This window comes from Agrobacterium albertimagni AOL15, from assembly GCF_000300855.1.
GTDB classification, from domain to species: Bacteria; Pseudomonadota; Alphaproteobacteria; order Rhizobiales; family Rhizobiaceae; genus Allorhizobium; species Allorhizobium albertimagni.
Genome location: NZ_ALJF01000023.1, coordinates 120,278 through 134,222 on the forward strand (window position 1 = coordinate 120,278; position 13,945 = coordinate 134,222).

The following is a 13,945-nucleotide window of genomic DNA, read 5'->3' on the forward strand; positions in this document are numbered from 1 at the left end:
TGCCGGTCTCCTCATTCGTCGTGAAGACCCATTATATAGTCCAAGACCAGATGAACTCAAATGGGGGCCGCATGAAACAGTCGATGAGCTTCGCCAATGGCTTTATCAAAGCTTTCCGTGAAGGCGGAACGGGGCTGTTGATCCTCGACAATCCGCACCGCAAGAATGCCGTGACAGCGGCCATGTGGCGGGCGATCCCCGAGGCCATCCATTGGCTCCATGTTGAAGCACAGGCCCGCGTGATCGTGATCTCCGGGGGCGGCGCTGCGGATTTCAGCGCAGGCGCAGATATTTCGGAATTTACCGAATTACGCAAGGATGCTCAGACCGCTCGCGTCTACGAGGCCTCGAACAGCCGCGCCTTTGCAGCCATTCGGGAGGCGCCGGTTCCGATCATCGCAGCGATCAGGGGCGTGTGCTACGGCGGCGGGTTTGGCCTCGCGGCGGCGGCAGATCTGAGGATTGCGGCATCCGATGCGGTGTTTGCGGTCCCGGCCGCGCGGCTAGGCCTCGCCTACCCGGCCGATGCAGTCCAGGATTTCGTCCGCGGCCTCGGCAGCCAGATGGCGCGACGCGCGCTCTACACCGGTGCGGCCATGAAGGCGTCAGACCTCATCGACTGCGGCTTCCTGTCCGAAGTCACCGAGCCCGACGAGCTGGAACAGCGTGTTCAGATCCTGGCGGATACCATCGCCGCCAATGCGCCTCTGTCGCTGCGCGCATCGAAGCTCGCCTTGCGCGCCGTGGAACAGGTGGACGACAACCTGCTACGGGAAGCCGAGATCATTGGTGCAACGACCTTCGAAAGCGCCGACTATCGCGAGGGCCGCTCAGCCTTTGCCGAACGCCGGCGGCCTGTTTTCACCGGCCGCTGAGCGTCAGTTTCCGGCCAGTTCCGAATAGAAGTCGAGTGCGGCCTTCTTGAACACGCGATCTCCAACCGCCAGCATATGGTCGCGATTGGGGATATCGAGCGCCACGGCCCGCGGCATGAGCTCGGCCAGTTCATGCGGGGATCCGGCGATGTCATCCTTCGTCCCGACGCCGATCAAGGTCGGGATCTCGACCCTAGCGATATCTTCCCGGCGCACTAGGTCGCGCGAGGTGCGGATACAGGCGGCAAGCGCCAGACGATCCGATTTAGTCTGGTCGGCGAAGGCTCGGAACATCCGGCCCCGCTCGTGGGACACGTCATCTAGTGAAGGCGCAAGCAGCGCATCGGCAATCGGATCCCAGTCGCCCACACCGTCACACATGCCGATGCCGAGGCCGCCGAAGACCAGCGAGCGGACGCGATCGGGATGTTCGATCGCCAGAAAGGCCGAGATCCGGGCCCCCATCGAATAGCCCATCACATGGGCATCGGCGATCCCGAGATGGGTGAGCAATGCGGCGGCATCAGCGGCCATCGAGGTCGGGTGATAGGCTTCCGGATCATGCGGCTTGGCACTTCCACCATGGCCGCGATTGTCGATGGCGATCACCCGATAGCCGGCATCGCCGAGCGTGCGCAGCCAGCCGGGATAGACCCAGTTGACGCTTGCCGAAGAAGCAAAGCCGTGAATCAGTAGCACCGGCTCGCCGGCCGGATCACCATCGTCGAAATAGGCGAGGTCGAGGCCATCGTTGCGGAAGGAGGAAAACGGCGGCGCGTCGAGATTCATCGATCAGTCCTTGTGAGCACGGTCGGCAACCATAGCCATCGGGACGGTGACATCAATTGCCGCAGGCAGATTTTCTGTGACTTTTGCGCTCCCCCGGCTCTACACATTTGGCGACGACGGCGCTAATGTCCGCGCAAATTCGCACAGCATTCGGAGCAAGTCATGGCCGGCCACACCATTCCCCATTTTCAGAACGACGGCGGTCACCGCGTGATCGAAGTCGGCGTGAAGGAATTCATGTGCACCGGCGCATCCGTGCCCTTCGACCATCCGCACATCTTCATCGACATGGGACACGACAATGAAAAGGTCTGCTCCTATTGTTCCACGCTCTATCGCTACAATCCGAGCCTGAAGGCTGAACAGACCAACCCGCCGGGCTGCGTCTTCCACATCAAGGCGGCGTGACCGCGGCGTCACGATCGGCATCGATATCCATGTCCATCAAGCACGCCGCCATCGTCGGAGCCGGGGTGGCGGGGCTCACTGCTGCCCTGTCGCTCGCCGCCAAGGGCATTTCCTCCGATATCATCGAGCAGGCGCCGCAACTCGGAGAGGTCGGCGCCGGCCTGCAGCTGTCGCCCAATGCGACGCGCGTCCTCGACGCGCTGGGCGTGCTCAGCGAACTCGAGCGTCACTGGGTGGAGCCTACGGCGATCAGCCTTGTCTCTGGCAAGGACCTCCGCCCACTGGCATCGGTACCCGCCGGTCAATTCGCGAGGAAGCGCTGGGGGCATCCTTATGGCGTTCTGCATCGTTCGACCCTTCAGCAAGGGCTTCTGCGGGCCGTGCTCAACCAACCGCTTTGCCGGCTGCATCTCGGCCATCGGGTACAGGGCGTTGGGGGCGATGCCCTCGCCTCGATCACCCATCGCAAACCTGATCTGGTCATCGGCGCCGATGGCGCCTGGTCAGTCGCCCGCGATGCGATCGTCGGTGCGCCGAGCGTCAGCTTTTCCGGCAACATCGCCTGGCGCTTCACCGTCAGCCAGGCTGCGGCGCCGGGCTTTTTGTCCCGGACAGGTGTGACCGCCTATCTCGGCGCCAAGGCGCATCTCGTCAGCTATCCACTGAACGAGATCGAGGGCTTCAACCTGGTTGCTATTGCGGCCGGCACGAGGAGCGACGAAAGCTGGGCCATCGATGCAGATGCGGCGCGGCGCGCCATGCTGCTCGAACAGTTTTCCGGCTGGCATCGTGACATCAGAACCATTCTGGCCGGCGCGGAGCGACCAACCTTTTGGCCTCTCTACCAGGCTTCCGAGGGCAACTGGCACAATGGGCGCGATACGATCCTGATCGGGGATGCGGCGCATGCGATGATGCCCTTTTCCGCACAGGGTGCGGCCATGGCGATCGAGGATGCATTTGCGCTGGTGGTCCATGTCGCGCGGGCACCCCTGCCCTCAGCACTTGCTACCTTCACGACCGAACGCAAGGCACGCGCCGCGCGGGTCAAGGCCCGCGGCGACTTCAACCGCTTCGCCTACCATGCACGCGGCCCCTTCCGCCTCGGGCGCGACATCGTGTTGTCGCTGCGCTCACCCGAGACGCTCGCCGCCGACTTGGACTGGCTCTACGGCCACCGGATCGACGGCTGAGCGACTTCGTCGTCAGACCGCGGCTGCCGCTGCAAATCCGCGCTCGAGATCAGCACAGATATCCTCGACGTTCTCCAGACCGATCTGAAGCCTGATCACGGCGCCGTCGGTCGGGCCCTTGCGGATCTTGCGGTCTTCGAGATTGACGAGAACCGCGAGGCTCTCGTAGCCGCCCCAGGACCAGCCGAGGCCGAAAAGCTGCAGGGCGTCGAGGAAGGCATGCGCCTTGGGCTTGATCTTGTCCCTGGAGGCTGCCGGAAGGACAAAGGAGAAGACGCCGCTCGCGCCCTTAAAATCCCGCTTCCAGATGGCGTGGCCGGGAAAACTTTCGAGCGCCGGATGCAGGACACGGTCGACGTCACTTCGCGCTTCCAGCCAGCGGGCGACCGATAGCGCGCTCTTGTAGTGGTGCTCCAGACGCAGGCCCATCGTGCGCAGTCCGCGCAGGATCTGATAGCTGTCGTCGGGAGCGCCGCAGATGCCGAGCGTGATATTCGCTTCCTTCAGCACGGGCCAGTGCTTGGCATTGGCCGAGACTGTCCCCATCAGGATATCGGAATGGCCCGACGGATATTTCGTGGCGGCGTGGATCGAGATGTCGGCCCCGAAGTCGAGCGCCTTGAAATAGAGTGGCGTGGCCCAGGTGTTGTCGATCGTGACGACGCAGCCATGCTTGTGTGCCGCATCAGAGATCGCCCGGATGTCCTGCATTTCCATGGTGTTGGAGCCCGGCGCTTCGGTGTGCACGAGCCGGGTGTTTGGCCGGATGAGGCGCGCGATGTCGGATCCGATCTCGGGATCGTAATACTCGACCTCGACGCCGAGGCGTGTCAGCATCGTGTCGCAGAAATGGCGGCAGGGCGAATAGACGGAATCGACGATCAGCGCATGGTCGCCTGCGGACAGGAAGGCAAGGAAGGGAACCGTGATCGCGGCGAGGCCCGACGGCACGAGGATGGTTCCGGCAGACCCTTCCAATTCATCGAGCGCCTTGCACAGAGCATCCGTCGTCGGTGTGCCGCGCGTGCCATAGGTGTAGGGCTGCGTGCGCGTTTCCATGGCCCGCGCATTCGGAAAGAGGACCGTGGAGGCATGCACCACCGGTGGATTGACGAAGCCGTGGTAATCGGCCGGATCATAGCCGATATGGCACAGTTTCGTGTCGGTGCCGGCAGATGCCAGCCAGTCTTTGGATTTGCTCATGGATTGACGATTCCTCAGGCTCGGATGCCGTGGTTTTCGCGCCTCCTTGCGGGGCGGTCAAGTTGCACAATTCTGTGATCCGCGGCGCAAGTCTTGCAGTTCGAGCATATCAGAACAGTCAAAAAGATGAGATTTTCATCACTTCAGGCTAAAAACCACACATTTTTGCCTATTTGGAGGGCGAATTTGGCAAATTCGCGCTTTTGTGGCCGTTCTGCGGCATAAAGACTTGACCCTGCCTGAATTTACGAATGGAATGTGAAGGTTCGCACCGGGAGGCTGCGAACCGACGTACGCTGCTGAATTCGGCTGGTGGCCGTCGCTGGCATACAACAAGAGAAAAAAGGTTGGGAAAAATGAACAACAAGTTCCTGTCAGCTGCCATCGGCGCTGCGGTCCTGGGTTTTGGCGCGTCCGCAGCTTCCGCCGCGACGCTTGATGACGTGAAGGCCAAGGGTTTCGTCCAGTGCGGCGTGAACACGGGTCTTGCCGGCTTCGCTTCGCCGGATGCTGCCGGTAATTGGACCGGCTTCGACGTCGATTACTGCAAGGCCGTAGCTGCTGCCATCTTCGGCGATGCCACCAAGGTACGATACACGCCGACCACCGCCCAGAGCCGTTTCACGGCACTGCAGTCCGGCGAAGTCGACATGCTCGCACGTAACACGACCTGGACCATCAGCCGCGACACCGCGCTCGGCTTCAACTTCCGTACCGTCAACTACTATGACGGCCAGGGCTTCATGGTCACCAAGGGCCTGAACGTCAGCTCCGCTCTTGAGCTCTCGGGCGCCGCCGTCTGCGTTCAGTCGGGCACCACGACCGAACTGAACCTCGCCGACTACTTCCGGGCCAACAACCTCGAATACAAGCCGGTCGTTTTCGAAAAGCTTGAGGAAGTGAACGCAGCCTACGCAGCCGGTCGTTGCGACGTCTACACGACCGACCAGTCGGGTCTCTATTCGATCCGCCTGACGCTGACCAACCCGGACGATCACATCGTTCTGCCGGAAATCATCTCGAAGGAGCCGCTTGGCCCGGCCGTTCGCCAGGGTGACGACCAGTGGTTCGACATCGTTTCGTGGACCCACTACGCTCTGGTACAGGCTGAAGAATTCGGCATCACCCAGGCTAATGTCGACGAGATCAAGTCTTCGACGACCAACCCGGACATCCGCCGTTTCCTGGGCGCCGAAGCCGACACCAAGATCGGTACCGATCTTGGTCTTTCCAATGACTGGGCCTACAACATCATCAAGGGCGTCGGTAACTACGGCGAAGTCTTTGAGCGCAACATCGGCGCCAGCACCCCGCTCAAGATTGAGCGCGGCGTGAACGCCCTTTGGACCAACGGTGGCCTGCAGTACGCACCGCCGATCCGCTAAGATCAGGCTGGACTTTGCGAGGCGGCGAAAGCCGCCTCGCGCTTATCGGGACTACGTGTTCAGACCGGCACGCGCGCTGCGGTCAGCGGCGACATCAGAGAATGCCGGCTGTCTCGAAAAACAATAACATTGAGGGCTCACAGAAGCCTCGGGGATTTGGCACAGCATGACAGATCACGCCACCAGTTTGCCCGCCGAAGGGCGGAGCTTTGGCTCGCTGATCTACGATCCGAAAGTAAGATCGATCTTCTTTCAGATCGCTACGATCGCCGTCATGACGTTTATCGTCTGGACCATTGCAAACAACACCATCGCAAACCTTGCCCGTAGCAACACTGCAACGGGCTACGGCTTCTTGAATGGCCGCGCCGGATTCGATATCGGGCAGAGCCTCATCGACTACAGTGCAGACTCGACCTACGGACGCGCCATCCTGGTTGGCCTGCTCAACACTCTGCTGGTCGCTGCAACCGGTATCGTCACAGCGACCGTGATCGGCTTCCTCATCGGTATCGGCCGCCTGTCGCGGAACTGGCTGATTGCCAAGCTCTGCACCGTCTATGTGGAAGCCTTCCGCAACCTGCCGCCGCTGCTCGTCATCTTCTTCTGGTACTCGGGCGTGCTTGCGACCCTGCCGCAGCCGCGTGACTCGCTCGAATTGCCGTTCTCGACCTTCCTCAACAATCGTGGCCTCGCCTTCCCGAAGCCGATCTGGGGTGACGGGGCAAGCGTGATCCCGATCGCCCTGCTCGTCGGCATCGTCCTCACGATTGTAATCGCGCGCTTCGCCAAGGCACGGCAGATGCGGACCGGGCAGATTTTCCCGACCGGTTGGGTCGGCCTCGGCCTGATCGTCGGCCTGCCCGTTCTCGCCTTCCTGGCGGCCGGCTCGCCATTGACCTTCGATTATCCGGTCGCAAGCCGCTTCAACATGTCCGGCGGCGCCGTCATCGCACCGGAATTCGTTGCGCTCTATCTCGCGCTGTCCTTCTACACGGCTGCCTTCATCGCGGAAATCATCCGCGCCGGCATCAAGGGCGTCTCGAAGGGCCAGACCGAGGCTGCGTCTGCGCTTGGCCTGCAGCCGTCGACCACGACGCGTCTCGTGGTCGTACCGCAGGCGATGCGCATCATCATTCCGCCGCTCACCAGCCAGTATCTCAACCTGACGAAGAACTCGTCTCTCGGTGTCGCCGTCGGTTTCCCCGAATTGGTCTCGACGGGCGGAACCACCCTCAACCAGACCGGCCAGGCCATCGAGATCGTGTCGATCTGGCTCATGGTCTATCTCTCCATCAGCATTGTGACCTCGCTCTTCATGAACTGGTTCAATGCAAGAATGGCCCTGGTGGAGCGTTGATCATGGCGTATGAAGTCACTTATGTTCGCCAGGAAATGCTGGCCCCTCTGCCCCCGCCGACCTCGGAAGCGAGCGTCGTGGGCTGGATTCGAAAGAATCTTCTGGCAACCCCGAAGGATGTCGTCCTGACAATCATCGGGCTCGCCGTTCTGGCTCTCACCCTGCCCGGCGCCCTAAACTTCCTGTTCTTCGACGCTGCGTGGTTCGGCACCGATCGCTCGGTCTGCGCGACGATCGCCCAGGGCGGCACCCAGCCTGACGGCTGGAAAGGTGCCTGCTGGGCCTTCGTCGAGAGCCGTTTCTCGCAGTTCATCTTCGGGCGCTACCCGCTCGACGAACGCTGGCGCGTCATTCTCGTCGGCGTCATGTTCGTGGCCCTTCTGATACCGATGCTGATCCCGAAGGCGCCGCGGAAGGGCCTCAACGCCCTTCTGCTGTTCATCATCTTCCCGATCGTGGCCTTCTTCCTGCTGCATGGCGGCTTCGGCCTGCGAGTGGTTGAAACCCCGCTCTGGGGCGGCCTGATGGTGACGCTGATCCTGTCCTTCGTCGGCATCGCTGTCTCGCTGCCGCTCGGCATCTTGCTGGCACTCGGGCGCCGTTCGAACATGCCTGTCATCAAGATGATCTGCGTCGTCTTCATCGAAGTCGTGCGCGGCGTGCCGCTGATCACCGTGCTGTTCATGGCCAATGTGATGCTGCCGCTCTTCATGCCGACGGGCTGGACCATCGACAACTTCCTACGCGCGCTGGTCGGCGTGTCGCTGTTTGCCTCTGCCTATATGGCGGAAGTCGTGCGCGGCGGCCTGCAGGCGATCCCGAAGGGTCAGTATGAGGGCGCAGACTCGCTCGGCCTCTCCTACTGGCAGAAGACCCGCCTGATCATCCTGCCGCAGGCAGTCAAGCTGGTCATTCCGGGCATCGTCAACACCTTCATCGGTCTGTTCAAGGATACTTCGCTCGTGTCGATCATCGGCATGTTCGACCTCCTCGGCATCGTCCGTCTCAATTTCACCGACGCCACCTGGGCCACACCTGTGACACCGCTCACGGGTCTGATCTTCGCAGGCTTCGTATTCTGGATCTTCTGCTTCGGCATGTCGCGCTATTCCGCCTTCATGGAGCGGCACCTCGACACCGGCCACAAGCGATAAGGACAAGGGGAACAACAATGGCTGAAGCCAACTCCGCAAAAAAGACCGCGTCGGGCACCGATGTGGCAGTCGAATTGATCAACATGAACAAGTGGTACGGGGATTTCCACGTCCTGCGAGACATCAACCTCAAGGTGATGAAGGGCGAACGCATCGTCGTGGCCGGACCATCCGGATCCGGCAAATCGACAATGATCCGCTGCATCAACCGACTGGAAGAACACCAGACGGGCAATATCATCGTCGACAATATCGAACTGACCAACGACCTGAAGAAGATCGACGAAGTGCGCCGTGAAGTCGGCATGGTGTTCCAGCACTTCAACCTGTTCCCGCACCTGACCATCCTCGAAAACTGCACGCTGGCACCGATCTGGGTGCGCAAGATGCCGAAGAAGGATGCGGAAGAAGTGGCGATGCACTTCCTGAAGCGCGTCAAGATCCCGGAACAGGCCAACAAGTATCCGGGCCAGCTTTCCGGTGGTCAGCAGCAGCGCGTGGCGATTGCGCGTGCGCTGTGCATGAAGCCGAAGATCATGCTGTTCGACGAACCGACTTCGGCGCTCGACCCGGAAATGGTCAAGGAAGTTCTCGACACCATGGTCGGCCTTGCCGAAGAAGGCATGACCATGATCTGCGTCACCCACGAAATGGGCTTCGCCCGCCAGGTTGCCGACCGCGTGATCTTCATGGACCAGGGCCAGATCGTCGAACAGAACTCGCCCGCCGAGTTCTTCGACAACCCGCAGCATGAGCGCACCCGGCTTTTCCTCAGCCAGATCCTGCACTGAGCTGCCGTTCAGACACGAAACACGAGAGCCCGCCGCGACACCGTGGCGGGCTCTTCTGCATCAAGGGCAAGAAATCAGCTGCCGTCAGGGGCACCAACTCTGCTGACGGGCCATGCGCGGCTTGGCCAGACCTTCCGAGACGAGAATGGAGCCCAGCGAACGACCGTCGCGGGTCGCCACCCGCATCATCCCGGGTGCAGCGCCTGCCGATTGCACCTTAAGCGTCTGGAGATCGAATCGGCCGGAACTCAGGAGGTCCTTGAGCCGGACCTTGGCTGCGAAGCCGCGGTCGCGCTCCTGCTGGCAGGCTGCACCATCGGTGCGCGGGGCGGCAATATCCGCCAGCACGATCTTCGTCTTGCGATACCAGAAGGTGTCACCGCTCATGACGCAGTTGTCGAGACCGGACGTGCCGCAGAAATAGAATTTGCCGGAGAAATTCTCGCCCGTCAGCTGAGCCGTCTCGGTCGCGCCCGTGGCTGGACGTACCGGAGGCACGGCCGCCTTGACGACACCGACCGCGGCCGGCGGCACGGGTGCCTTTGCGGTGGCCGCTTGCGTCTTGGACTGGGGCTGGGGCTGCTTTTCTCGGCTTGTATCCGATTTCGGCTTCGGGTTCGCTGCGACGGACCGTTCGTTCGACAGCAAAGGCGACACTTGCTTGATGACGACGGCCCTGTTCTCATAGAGCGCGATACCACCGGCCACCACCGCGAGGATGGCGAGCCAGGATGTCATGCCCTGACCGGCGGAAGAACGGCTCGACTTGCGGCGCTTTGCCGGCGCGCGGCGGGAAGAAGCGGTGCGACTGGACATGGTTAACCTCTCGTGAGCGGCATCATGACGCCCAAGGGTTTCCGAAAGGTTGGCAGACATGAAAAAACGTCGCGCTGTTTGGTTTCTGCACAGCTCAGTAGAACTGGAAGAAAACCGGAGCTTGGCGGTCTGAGACGTCGTCAGGCATGATGGCAGAGTTTGGCGATCCCTGTAGGGCTCGAACCTACGACCTAGTGCTTAGAAGGCACTTGCTCTATCCAGCTGAGCTAAGGGACCGTCTGGGGACTGCAGAGAGCGGTTGAGCCCGGATCAGTGCGTCCAGGGCTGCAGACGATTGTAGCGGAAGTTGTCGGTGTAGGAGACGACCTGGCGCTTGGCTTCCTTCGGCAGGATCACGCGATACTCGATGCCCTCGCGCGCGGCATAGGCTTCCGCCTGCTCCAGCGTTTCGAAGGTCAGCTTGACCTGCTGGCGAGTATCTCCCGAGGTGGTGTAGCCCATCATCGGATCGATCTTGCGCGGCGCGGACTGGTCGAATTCCAGAACCCAGAGATGGGTCTTTGCCTTGCCGGACTGCATGGCGGTTTTCGCGGGGCGGTAGATCTTTGCAGACATGGGTCTCATCCATCTCCAAGACTTCACGGCAAGGCAGCCTGCCGCACACTTCCCGACCGCCTTAGCCGGCGGTCTTTGACTGCTGGTCGGAGTGGAGAGATTCGAACTCCCGACCCTCTGGTCCCAAACCAGATGCGCTACCAGGCTGCGCTACACTCCGTTCCAGCAATGTTGCCGGAATACACGGTTCACACTGCCCCCGCAACAGTAAAAAAGCGGTTTTACGGGTACTGATTTTTCAACCGAAACCGACAGAGACCGGGATCATTTCGGAAGATCGAGCGGTAAGACCAGACGTGCGGATGTATCGAGCCCGAGTTCGGCTGCATGACCGCCGCGAATCTCGAGAGCATAACGGACCGGCTCGCCTGAGGACACGATCGATTCGGACAGGGGCGTGGTGCGCTCTGCGATGCGAACGATGCGGCCGGTTTCGTCGATGAAGATCATGTCCAGGGAGGATGGCGTGTTGGCCATCCACATGGTGACCATGCGGGTATCACCGAAGTCGAACAACATGCCGGTGCGATCGGGAAGCGGCGGCCGTTCCATCAGCCCCCTTGCTCGCTGTTCGGCCGTCAGGGCCCATTCCACGTCGATCGTAATGGTGCCGCCAGCAGTCGTTTCGAAGGCGAGTTGACCGCGTTCGAAGGTCACATCGCTCATGGCCGAAGCGACAGGAGCGAAAAACAGCAAAAGCGCCGCAAGGGCGCTTCTGAGAAGATTTGGCATAGGCACCATGGGCTCAATGCGCCCGTGCTGCTGGGCCGGGATTGTCCGGATGGATTTCCGCCGCCATCAGGCCCTTGTCCCCCGGTCCGAAGCGCACGAGCACCGTCTGACCCGGACGCAGTTCGGTCAGGCCGAACCGGCGCAGGGTCTCCATATGCACGAAGATGTCCTCGGTGCCCTCGCCGCGCGTCAAGAAGCCGAAGCCCTTGGTACGGTTGAACCACTTGACCAGAGCGCGCTCAAGCCCGCTGGTCGGGGTGACCTGAACATGGGTGCGGACCGGCGGCATCTGCGAGGGATGGATCGCGGTCGACTGGTCCATCGACAGTATGCGGAAGGCCTGGTAACCGCGATCGCGCTTCTGGATGAGCGCCACGATGCGCGTGCCTTCGAGAATGGTCTGGTAGCCGTCGCGGCGCAGGCAGGTCACGTGCAGGAGGACATCCTGCATGCCGTTGTCCGGAACGATGAAGCCGAACCCCTTGGCGACGTCGAACCATTTGACGACGCCGGTGATCTCGATCAGGTCTACGGCTTCTCCGGACAGCTCTTCGAACTCGCCGAGCCCCTTCGATGATATCCTGTCCGCCATTTCCCCAAGCCCCTCGAAAACGCGTCACATTGCTCAGTTAACTGATTCTTGAGATTCAGATTAACATTTGGTCAACGGATCAGCGCAAGCCCTAGTTTTACATTTCACCAATTGCTTTTGCACCACAGCCTTGCTCGAAGCTGACTGCTGTTCCATATCGTCCGGGTCAAAGGAGAACACCCATGCGCTACCTACACACCATGGTCCGAGTGAAGGATCTCGAGGCTTCCCTGCACTTCTATTGCGAGCTTTTCGGCCTGACCGAAATCCGCCGCTATGAAAACGAGAAGGGCCGCTTCACGCTGGTCTTCCTGACCGCCGAGAAGGATCTCGACAAGGCCAAGGCCGACATGTCGCCCTGCCTGGAGCTCACCTACAACTGGGATACCGAAGACTATGCGGGCGGCCGCAATTTCGGCCACCTCGCCTATGAGGTCGACGATATCTATGCGATCTGCCAGAAGCTGATGGACAATGGCGTCACCATCAACCGTCCACCGCGCGACGGCCACATGGCCTTCGTCCGCTCGCCGGACGGCATCTCGATCGAGATCCTGCAGAAGGGCGAAAACCTGGCGCCTGCCGAGCCCTGGGCCTCGATGCCGAATACCGGCGCCTGGTAAGACCACCGCCTCGCGCAAGTTTGCGCACTTAGTCTCCGCATCAGACGAGGGCCGCCTTGGCGGCCCTCCCTGCTTCCCCGATGGGAGCGATGACGGAGACCTGCCATGACCAGCAAATCCCATTCCCGCAGACCGACACTCGGCATTCTGGCCGTTGTCAGCGGCGTGATGCTCGCCTCTTGCCAGACGAGCGCGGACGAAGTGCTCTCGCTCGGAGAAGCCACGCCCGCGGAGGAAGCGTCCGGCAAGTCTGCCGGCAAGAATGCGTTCCGCGATCCCTATGTGAGTGCCGTTTCGGGACAGGTTGTCGACGCATCGGCGTCAATGCCGTCCAAGAACGAGACGGATCCCGCGCGCCTGAAGCGCAAGCCGGTGCCGATGGCTGCCGCCTATAGCGACATCGCCGAACCGCCGCCGGAAGTTCTCGCCCTGCAGCAACAGGCGACACAAGGCGATTCCCCTCAGGCTGCCTCCCAGTCCTCCGCCGATCTCGGCGACCTCACCATGCAGCCGACCAATGCCGCACCGAAGAGCAACAGCCTCTTTTCTGCCGGTCAGAGGCCGCAGACGGCAGCCGTGCAGGCCATCGAGCCAGCCTCCGTTCAGGCCTCAGCCGGTGGACCCGCACCGCGCGGCAGCCTCGTGCCGAGCGAAATGCCGACACTCGGCGTCAATGCGGTGAGCAAGAGCCTGTTCAGCCCGTCCGCCGAACAGCAGATGCTGATGCAACAACGGGCGCTGGAGGAGCAGGCGCGCGCGGACGCCGCGGCTCAAGCCCCGCTCACTGAGGCTGCAGCCGTCGGCAGCGAAGAACCGGTCCTGAAGAAACTCTCCGATCCCCGTCCGAAACGAAAGATGCTTTCGCTACGCGAGCCCACCGGGTCGGTGCCCGATCGGGTTCAACTGACGCCCGATCAGTTGCAGGCCATGGGTGCCGTCGAGGAAGCCGATCCGGCCGAGCCGCTCTCGGCCGAGGAGCTGGTGGCGGATGCCGAAGCTGCAAAGAAGAAGAAGGGTTGGCTGCCGTCCTTCTCGGATCTCTTGAAAGGCGGCAAGAAGTCGACACAGGCAACGGCGCCTTAAGGCTCTTGTCAAACGATCCGGGCGCCAAGTCCTTCGAAAAACTGGCCTTATCGGCATTTCGAAGGGTCTTTGTTGCCGCTGTCATATTTTTTGCATGAAAGGCGAAAATGCCGCTTGCGGTCTTCAAACAGCCTGACTATAAGGGCGCCACGAAGCAGACGCGCCCTTCGTCTATCGGTTAGGACACCAGATTTTCATTCTGGGAAGAGGGGTTCGACTCCCCTAGGGCGTGCCACTTCGTTTCTCTTTTCCAGACATTATGAACGTCTTGATCGGTGTATCACTGCACGCGGTTACGGCGCCATTCTGCGGTTTCACCCACTCAGAATTTTTCCACTGCGGATCGTCAAATTTCCGCTTGCGGT

General features: G+C 61.3%; 15 protein-coding genes and 3 tRNA genes. 10 read left to right on the plus strand and 8 right to left on the minus strand.

Going from position 1 to position 13,945, the window contains the following annotated elements; genetic code table 11:
* Positions 1 to 71 precede the first annotated feature (71 nt).
* Positions 72 to 875 carry an enoyl-CoA hydratase-related protein gene (locus tag QWE_RS22455; protein WP_052018256.1) on the plus strand — a complete coding sequence of 268 codons (804 nt, stop codon included), beginning with the start codon at positions 72 to 74 and terminating at the stop codon, positions 873 to 875.
* 3 nt (positions 876 to 878) lie between these two features.
* On the opposite strand, the gene QWE_RS22460 is transcribed toward QWE_RS22455, so the two are convergent.
* Positions 879 to 1,664, minus strand: a complete 786-nt coding sequence (locus QWE_RS22460) for an alpha/beta fold hydrolase (RefSeq protein ID WP_006728479.1) — start codon at positions 1,662 to 1,664, stop codon at positions 879 to 881.
* A gap of 162 nt (positions 1,665 to 1,826) precedes the next feature.
* On the opposite strand from QWE_RS22460, the gene QWE_RS22465 reads away from it, so the two are divergent.
* The gene (locus QWE_RS22465) at positions 1,827 to 2,072 is read left to right on the plus strand and encodes a zinc-finger domain-containing protein (protein ID WP_006728480.1); all 246 of its coding nucleotides are present in this window, start codon (positions 1,827 to 1,829) and stop codon (positions 2,070 to 2,072) included.
* A gap of 29 nt (positions 2,073 to 2,101) precedes the next feature.
* Positions 2,102 to 3,265 (plus strand): FAD-dependent monooxygenase, encoded by a 1,164-nt coding sequence (locus QWE_RS22470; RefSeq protein WP_006728481.1) that lies wholly within the window; start codon positions 2,102 to 2,104, stop codon positions 3,263 to 3,265.
* Between the two features lie 12 nt (positions 3,266 to 3,277).
* On the opposite strand, the gene QWE_RS22475 is transcribed toward QWE_RS22470, so the two are convergent.
* Entirely contained in the window at positions 3,278 to 4,468 is a 1,191-nt protein-coding gene (locus tag QWE_RS22475; protein WP_006728482.1) for a cystathionine beta-lyase, read from the minus strand.
* 356 nt (positions 4,469 to 4,824) lie between these two features.
* On the opposite strand from QWE_RS22475, the gene QWE_RS22480 reads away from it, so the two are divergent.
* The 4 genes from QWE_RS22480 to QWE_RS22495 all read left to right on the plus strand — a co-directional run bounded on the left by QWE_RS22480 (position 4,825) and on the right by QWE_RS22495 (position 9,158).
* Positions 4,825 to 5,853, plus strand: coding sequence for an amino acid ABC transporter substrate-binding protein (locus QWE_RS22480; protein WP_006728483.1), 1,029 nt, complete (start codon positions 4,825 to 4,827; stop codon positions 5,851 to 5,853).
* A gap of 166 nt (positions 5,854 to 6,019) precedes the next feature.
* Positions 6,020 to 7,213 carry an amino acid ABC transporter permease gene (locus QWE_RS22485; protein WP_006728484.1) on the plus strand — a complete coding sequence of 398 codons (1,194 nt, stop codon included), beginning with the start codon at positions 6,020 to 6,022 and terminating at the stop codon, positions 7,211 to 7,213.
* Positions 7,214 to 7,215: 2 nt separating this feature from the next.
* Entirely contained in the window at positions 7,216 to 8,367 is a 1,152-nt protein-coding gene (locus QWE_RS22490) for an amino acid ABC transporter permease (RefSeq protein WP_006728485.1), read from the plus strand.
* 17 nt (positions 8,368 to 8,384) lie between these two features.
* Positions 8,385 to 9,158, plus strand: a complete 774-nt coding sequence (locus tag QWE_RS22495; RefSeq protein ID WP_006728486.1) for an amino acid ABC transporter ATP-binding protein — start codon at positions 8,385 to 8,387, stop codon at positions 9,156 to 9,158.
* 84 nt (positions 9,159 to 9,242) lie between these two features.
* Here the strand turns inward: QWE_RS22495 and QWE_RS22500 are convergent, their stop codons facing one another.
* The 6 genes from QWE_RS22500 to QWE_RS22525 form a co-directional block, all read right to left on the minus strand.
* Positions 9,243 to 9,974 (minus strand): hypothetical protein, encoded by a 732-nt coding sequence (locus tag QWE_RS22500; RefSeq protein ID WP_006728487.1) that lies wholly within the window; start codon positions 9,972 to 9,974, stop codon positions 9,243 to 9,245.
* 160 nt (positions 9,975 to 10,134) lie between these two features.
* Positions 10,135 to 10,211, minus strand: a tRNA-Arg gene (locus tag QWE_RS22505).
* A gap of 33 nt (positions 10,212 to 10,244) precedes the next feature.
* Entirely contained in the window at positions 10,245 to 10,550 is a 306-nt protein-coding gene (locus tag QWE_RS22510; protein ID WP_006728488.1) for an ETC complex I subunit, read from the minus strand.
* 83 nt (positions 10,551 to 10,633) lie between these two features.
* Positions 10,634 to 10,710: transfer RNA gene (locus tag QWE_RS22515), tRNA-Pro, on the minus strand.
* A gap of 104 nt (positions 10,711 to 10,814) precedes the next feature.
* On the minus strand, positions 10,815 to 11,216 hold the full coding sequence (locus QWE_RS22520; RefSeq protein WP_240532603.1) for a DUF192 domain-containing protein: 402 nt from the start codon (positions 11,214 to 11,216) through the stop codon (positions 10,815 to 10,817).
* A 79-nt stretch (positions 11,217 to 11,295) separates the two neighbouring features.
* Positions 11,296 to 11,874, minus strand: a complete 579-nt coding sequence (locus tag QWE_RS22525; RefSeq protein WP_006728490.1) for a cold-shock protein — start codon at positions 11,872 to 11,874, stop codon at positions 11,296 to 11,298.
* Positions 11,875 to 12,056: 182 nt separating this feature from the next.
* Here QWE_RS22525 and gloA point away from each other — a divergent pair, with 182 nt between their 5' ends.
* From gloA to QWE_RS22540, 3 genes are all read left to right on the plus strand, one after another.
* A complete protein-coding gene (gene gloA, locus QWE_RS22530; RefSeq protein WP_006728491.1) occupies positions 12,057 to 12,497 on the plus strand; it encodes a lactoylglutathione lyase in 441 nt (146 codons plus the stop codon).
* A 105-nt stretch (positions 12,498 to 12,602) separates the two neighbouring features.
* Positions 12,603 to 13,580, plus strand: a complete 978-nt coding sequence (locus QWE_RS22535) for a hypothetical protein (RefSeq protein ID WP_006728492.1) — start codon at positions 12,603 to 12,605, stop codon at positions 13,578 to 13,580.
* A 160-nt stretch (positions 13,581 to 13,740) separates the two neighbouring features.
* Positions 13,741 to 13,815: transfer RNA gene (locus QWE_RS22540), tRNA-Glu, on the plus strand.
* The last annotated feature ends 130 nt before the right edge of the window (positions 13,816 to 13,945 follow it).

Coding starts and splice junctions, on each gene's coding strand:
- QWE_RS22490 (WP_006728485.1), top strand. CDS start 7,216: ATGGCGTATGAAGTCACTTATGTTCGCCAGGAAATGCTGGCCCCTCTG.
- QWE_RS22485 (WP_006728484.1), top strand. CDS start 6,020: ATGACAGATCACGCCACCAGTTTGCCCGCCGAAGGGCGGAGCTTTGGC.
- QWE_RS22475 (WP_006728482.1), bottom strand. CDS start 4,468: ATGAGCAAATCCAAAGACTGGCTGGCATCTGCCGGCACCGACACGAAA.
- QWE_RS22495 (WP_006728486.1), top strand. CDS start 8,385: ATGGCTGAAGCCAACTCCGCAAAAAAGACCGCGTCGGGCACCGATGTG.
- QWE_RS22535 (WP_006728492.1), top strand. CDS start 12,603: ATGACCAGCAAATCCCATTCCCGCAGACCGACACTCGGCATTCTGGCC.
- QWE_RS22465 (WP_006728480.1), top strand. CDS start 1,827: ATGGCCGGCCACACCATTCCCCATTTTCAGAACGACGGCGGTCACCGC.
- gloA (WP_006728491.1), top strand. CDS start 12,057: ATGCGCTACCTACACACCATGGTCCGAGTGAAGGATCTCGAGGCTTCC.
- QWE_RS22525 (WP_006728490.1), bottom strand. CDS start 11,874: ATGGCGGACAGGATATCATCGAAGGGGCTCGGCGAGTTCGAAGAGCTG.
- QWE_RS22510 (WP_006728488.1), bottom strand. CDS start 10,550: ATGTCTGCAAAGATCTACCGCCCCGCGAAAACCGCCATGCAGTCCGGC.
- QWE_RS22455 (WP_052018256.1), top strand. CDS start 72: ATGAAACAGTCGATGAGCTTCGCCAATGGCTTTATCAAAGCTTTCCGT.
- QWE_RS22460 (WP_006728479.1), bottom strand. CDS start 1,664: ATGAATCTCGACGCGCCGCCGTTTTCCTCCTTCCGCAACGATGGCCTC.
- QWE_RS22520 (WP_240532603.1), bottom strand. CDS start 11,216: ATGAGCGATGTGACCTTCGAACGCGGTCAACTCGCCTTCGAAACGACT.
- QWE_RS22470 (WP_006728481.1), top strand. CDS start 2,102: ATGTCCATCAAGCACGCCGCCATCGTCGGAGCCGGGGTGGCGGGGCTC.
- QWE_RS22500 (WP_006728487.1), bottom strand. CDS start 9,974: ATGTCCAGTCGCACCGCTTCTTCCCGCCGCGCGCCGGCAAAGCGCCGC.
- QWE_RS22480 (WP_006728483.1), top strand. CDS start 4,825: ATGAACAACAAGTTCCTGTCAGCTGCCATCGGCGCTGCGGTCCTGGGT.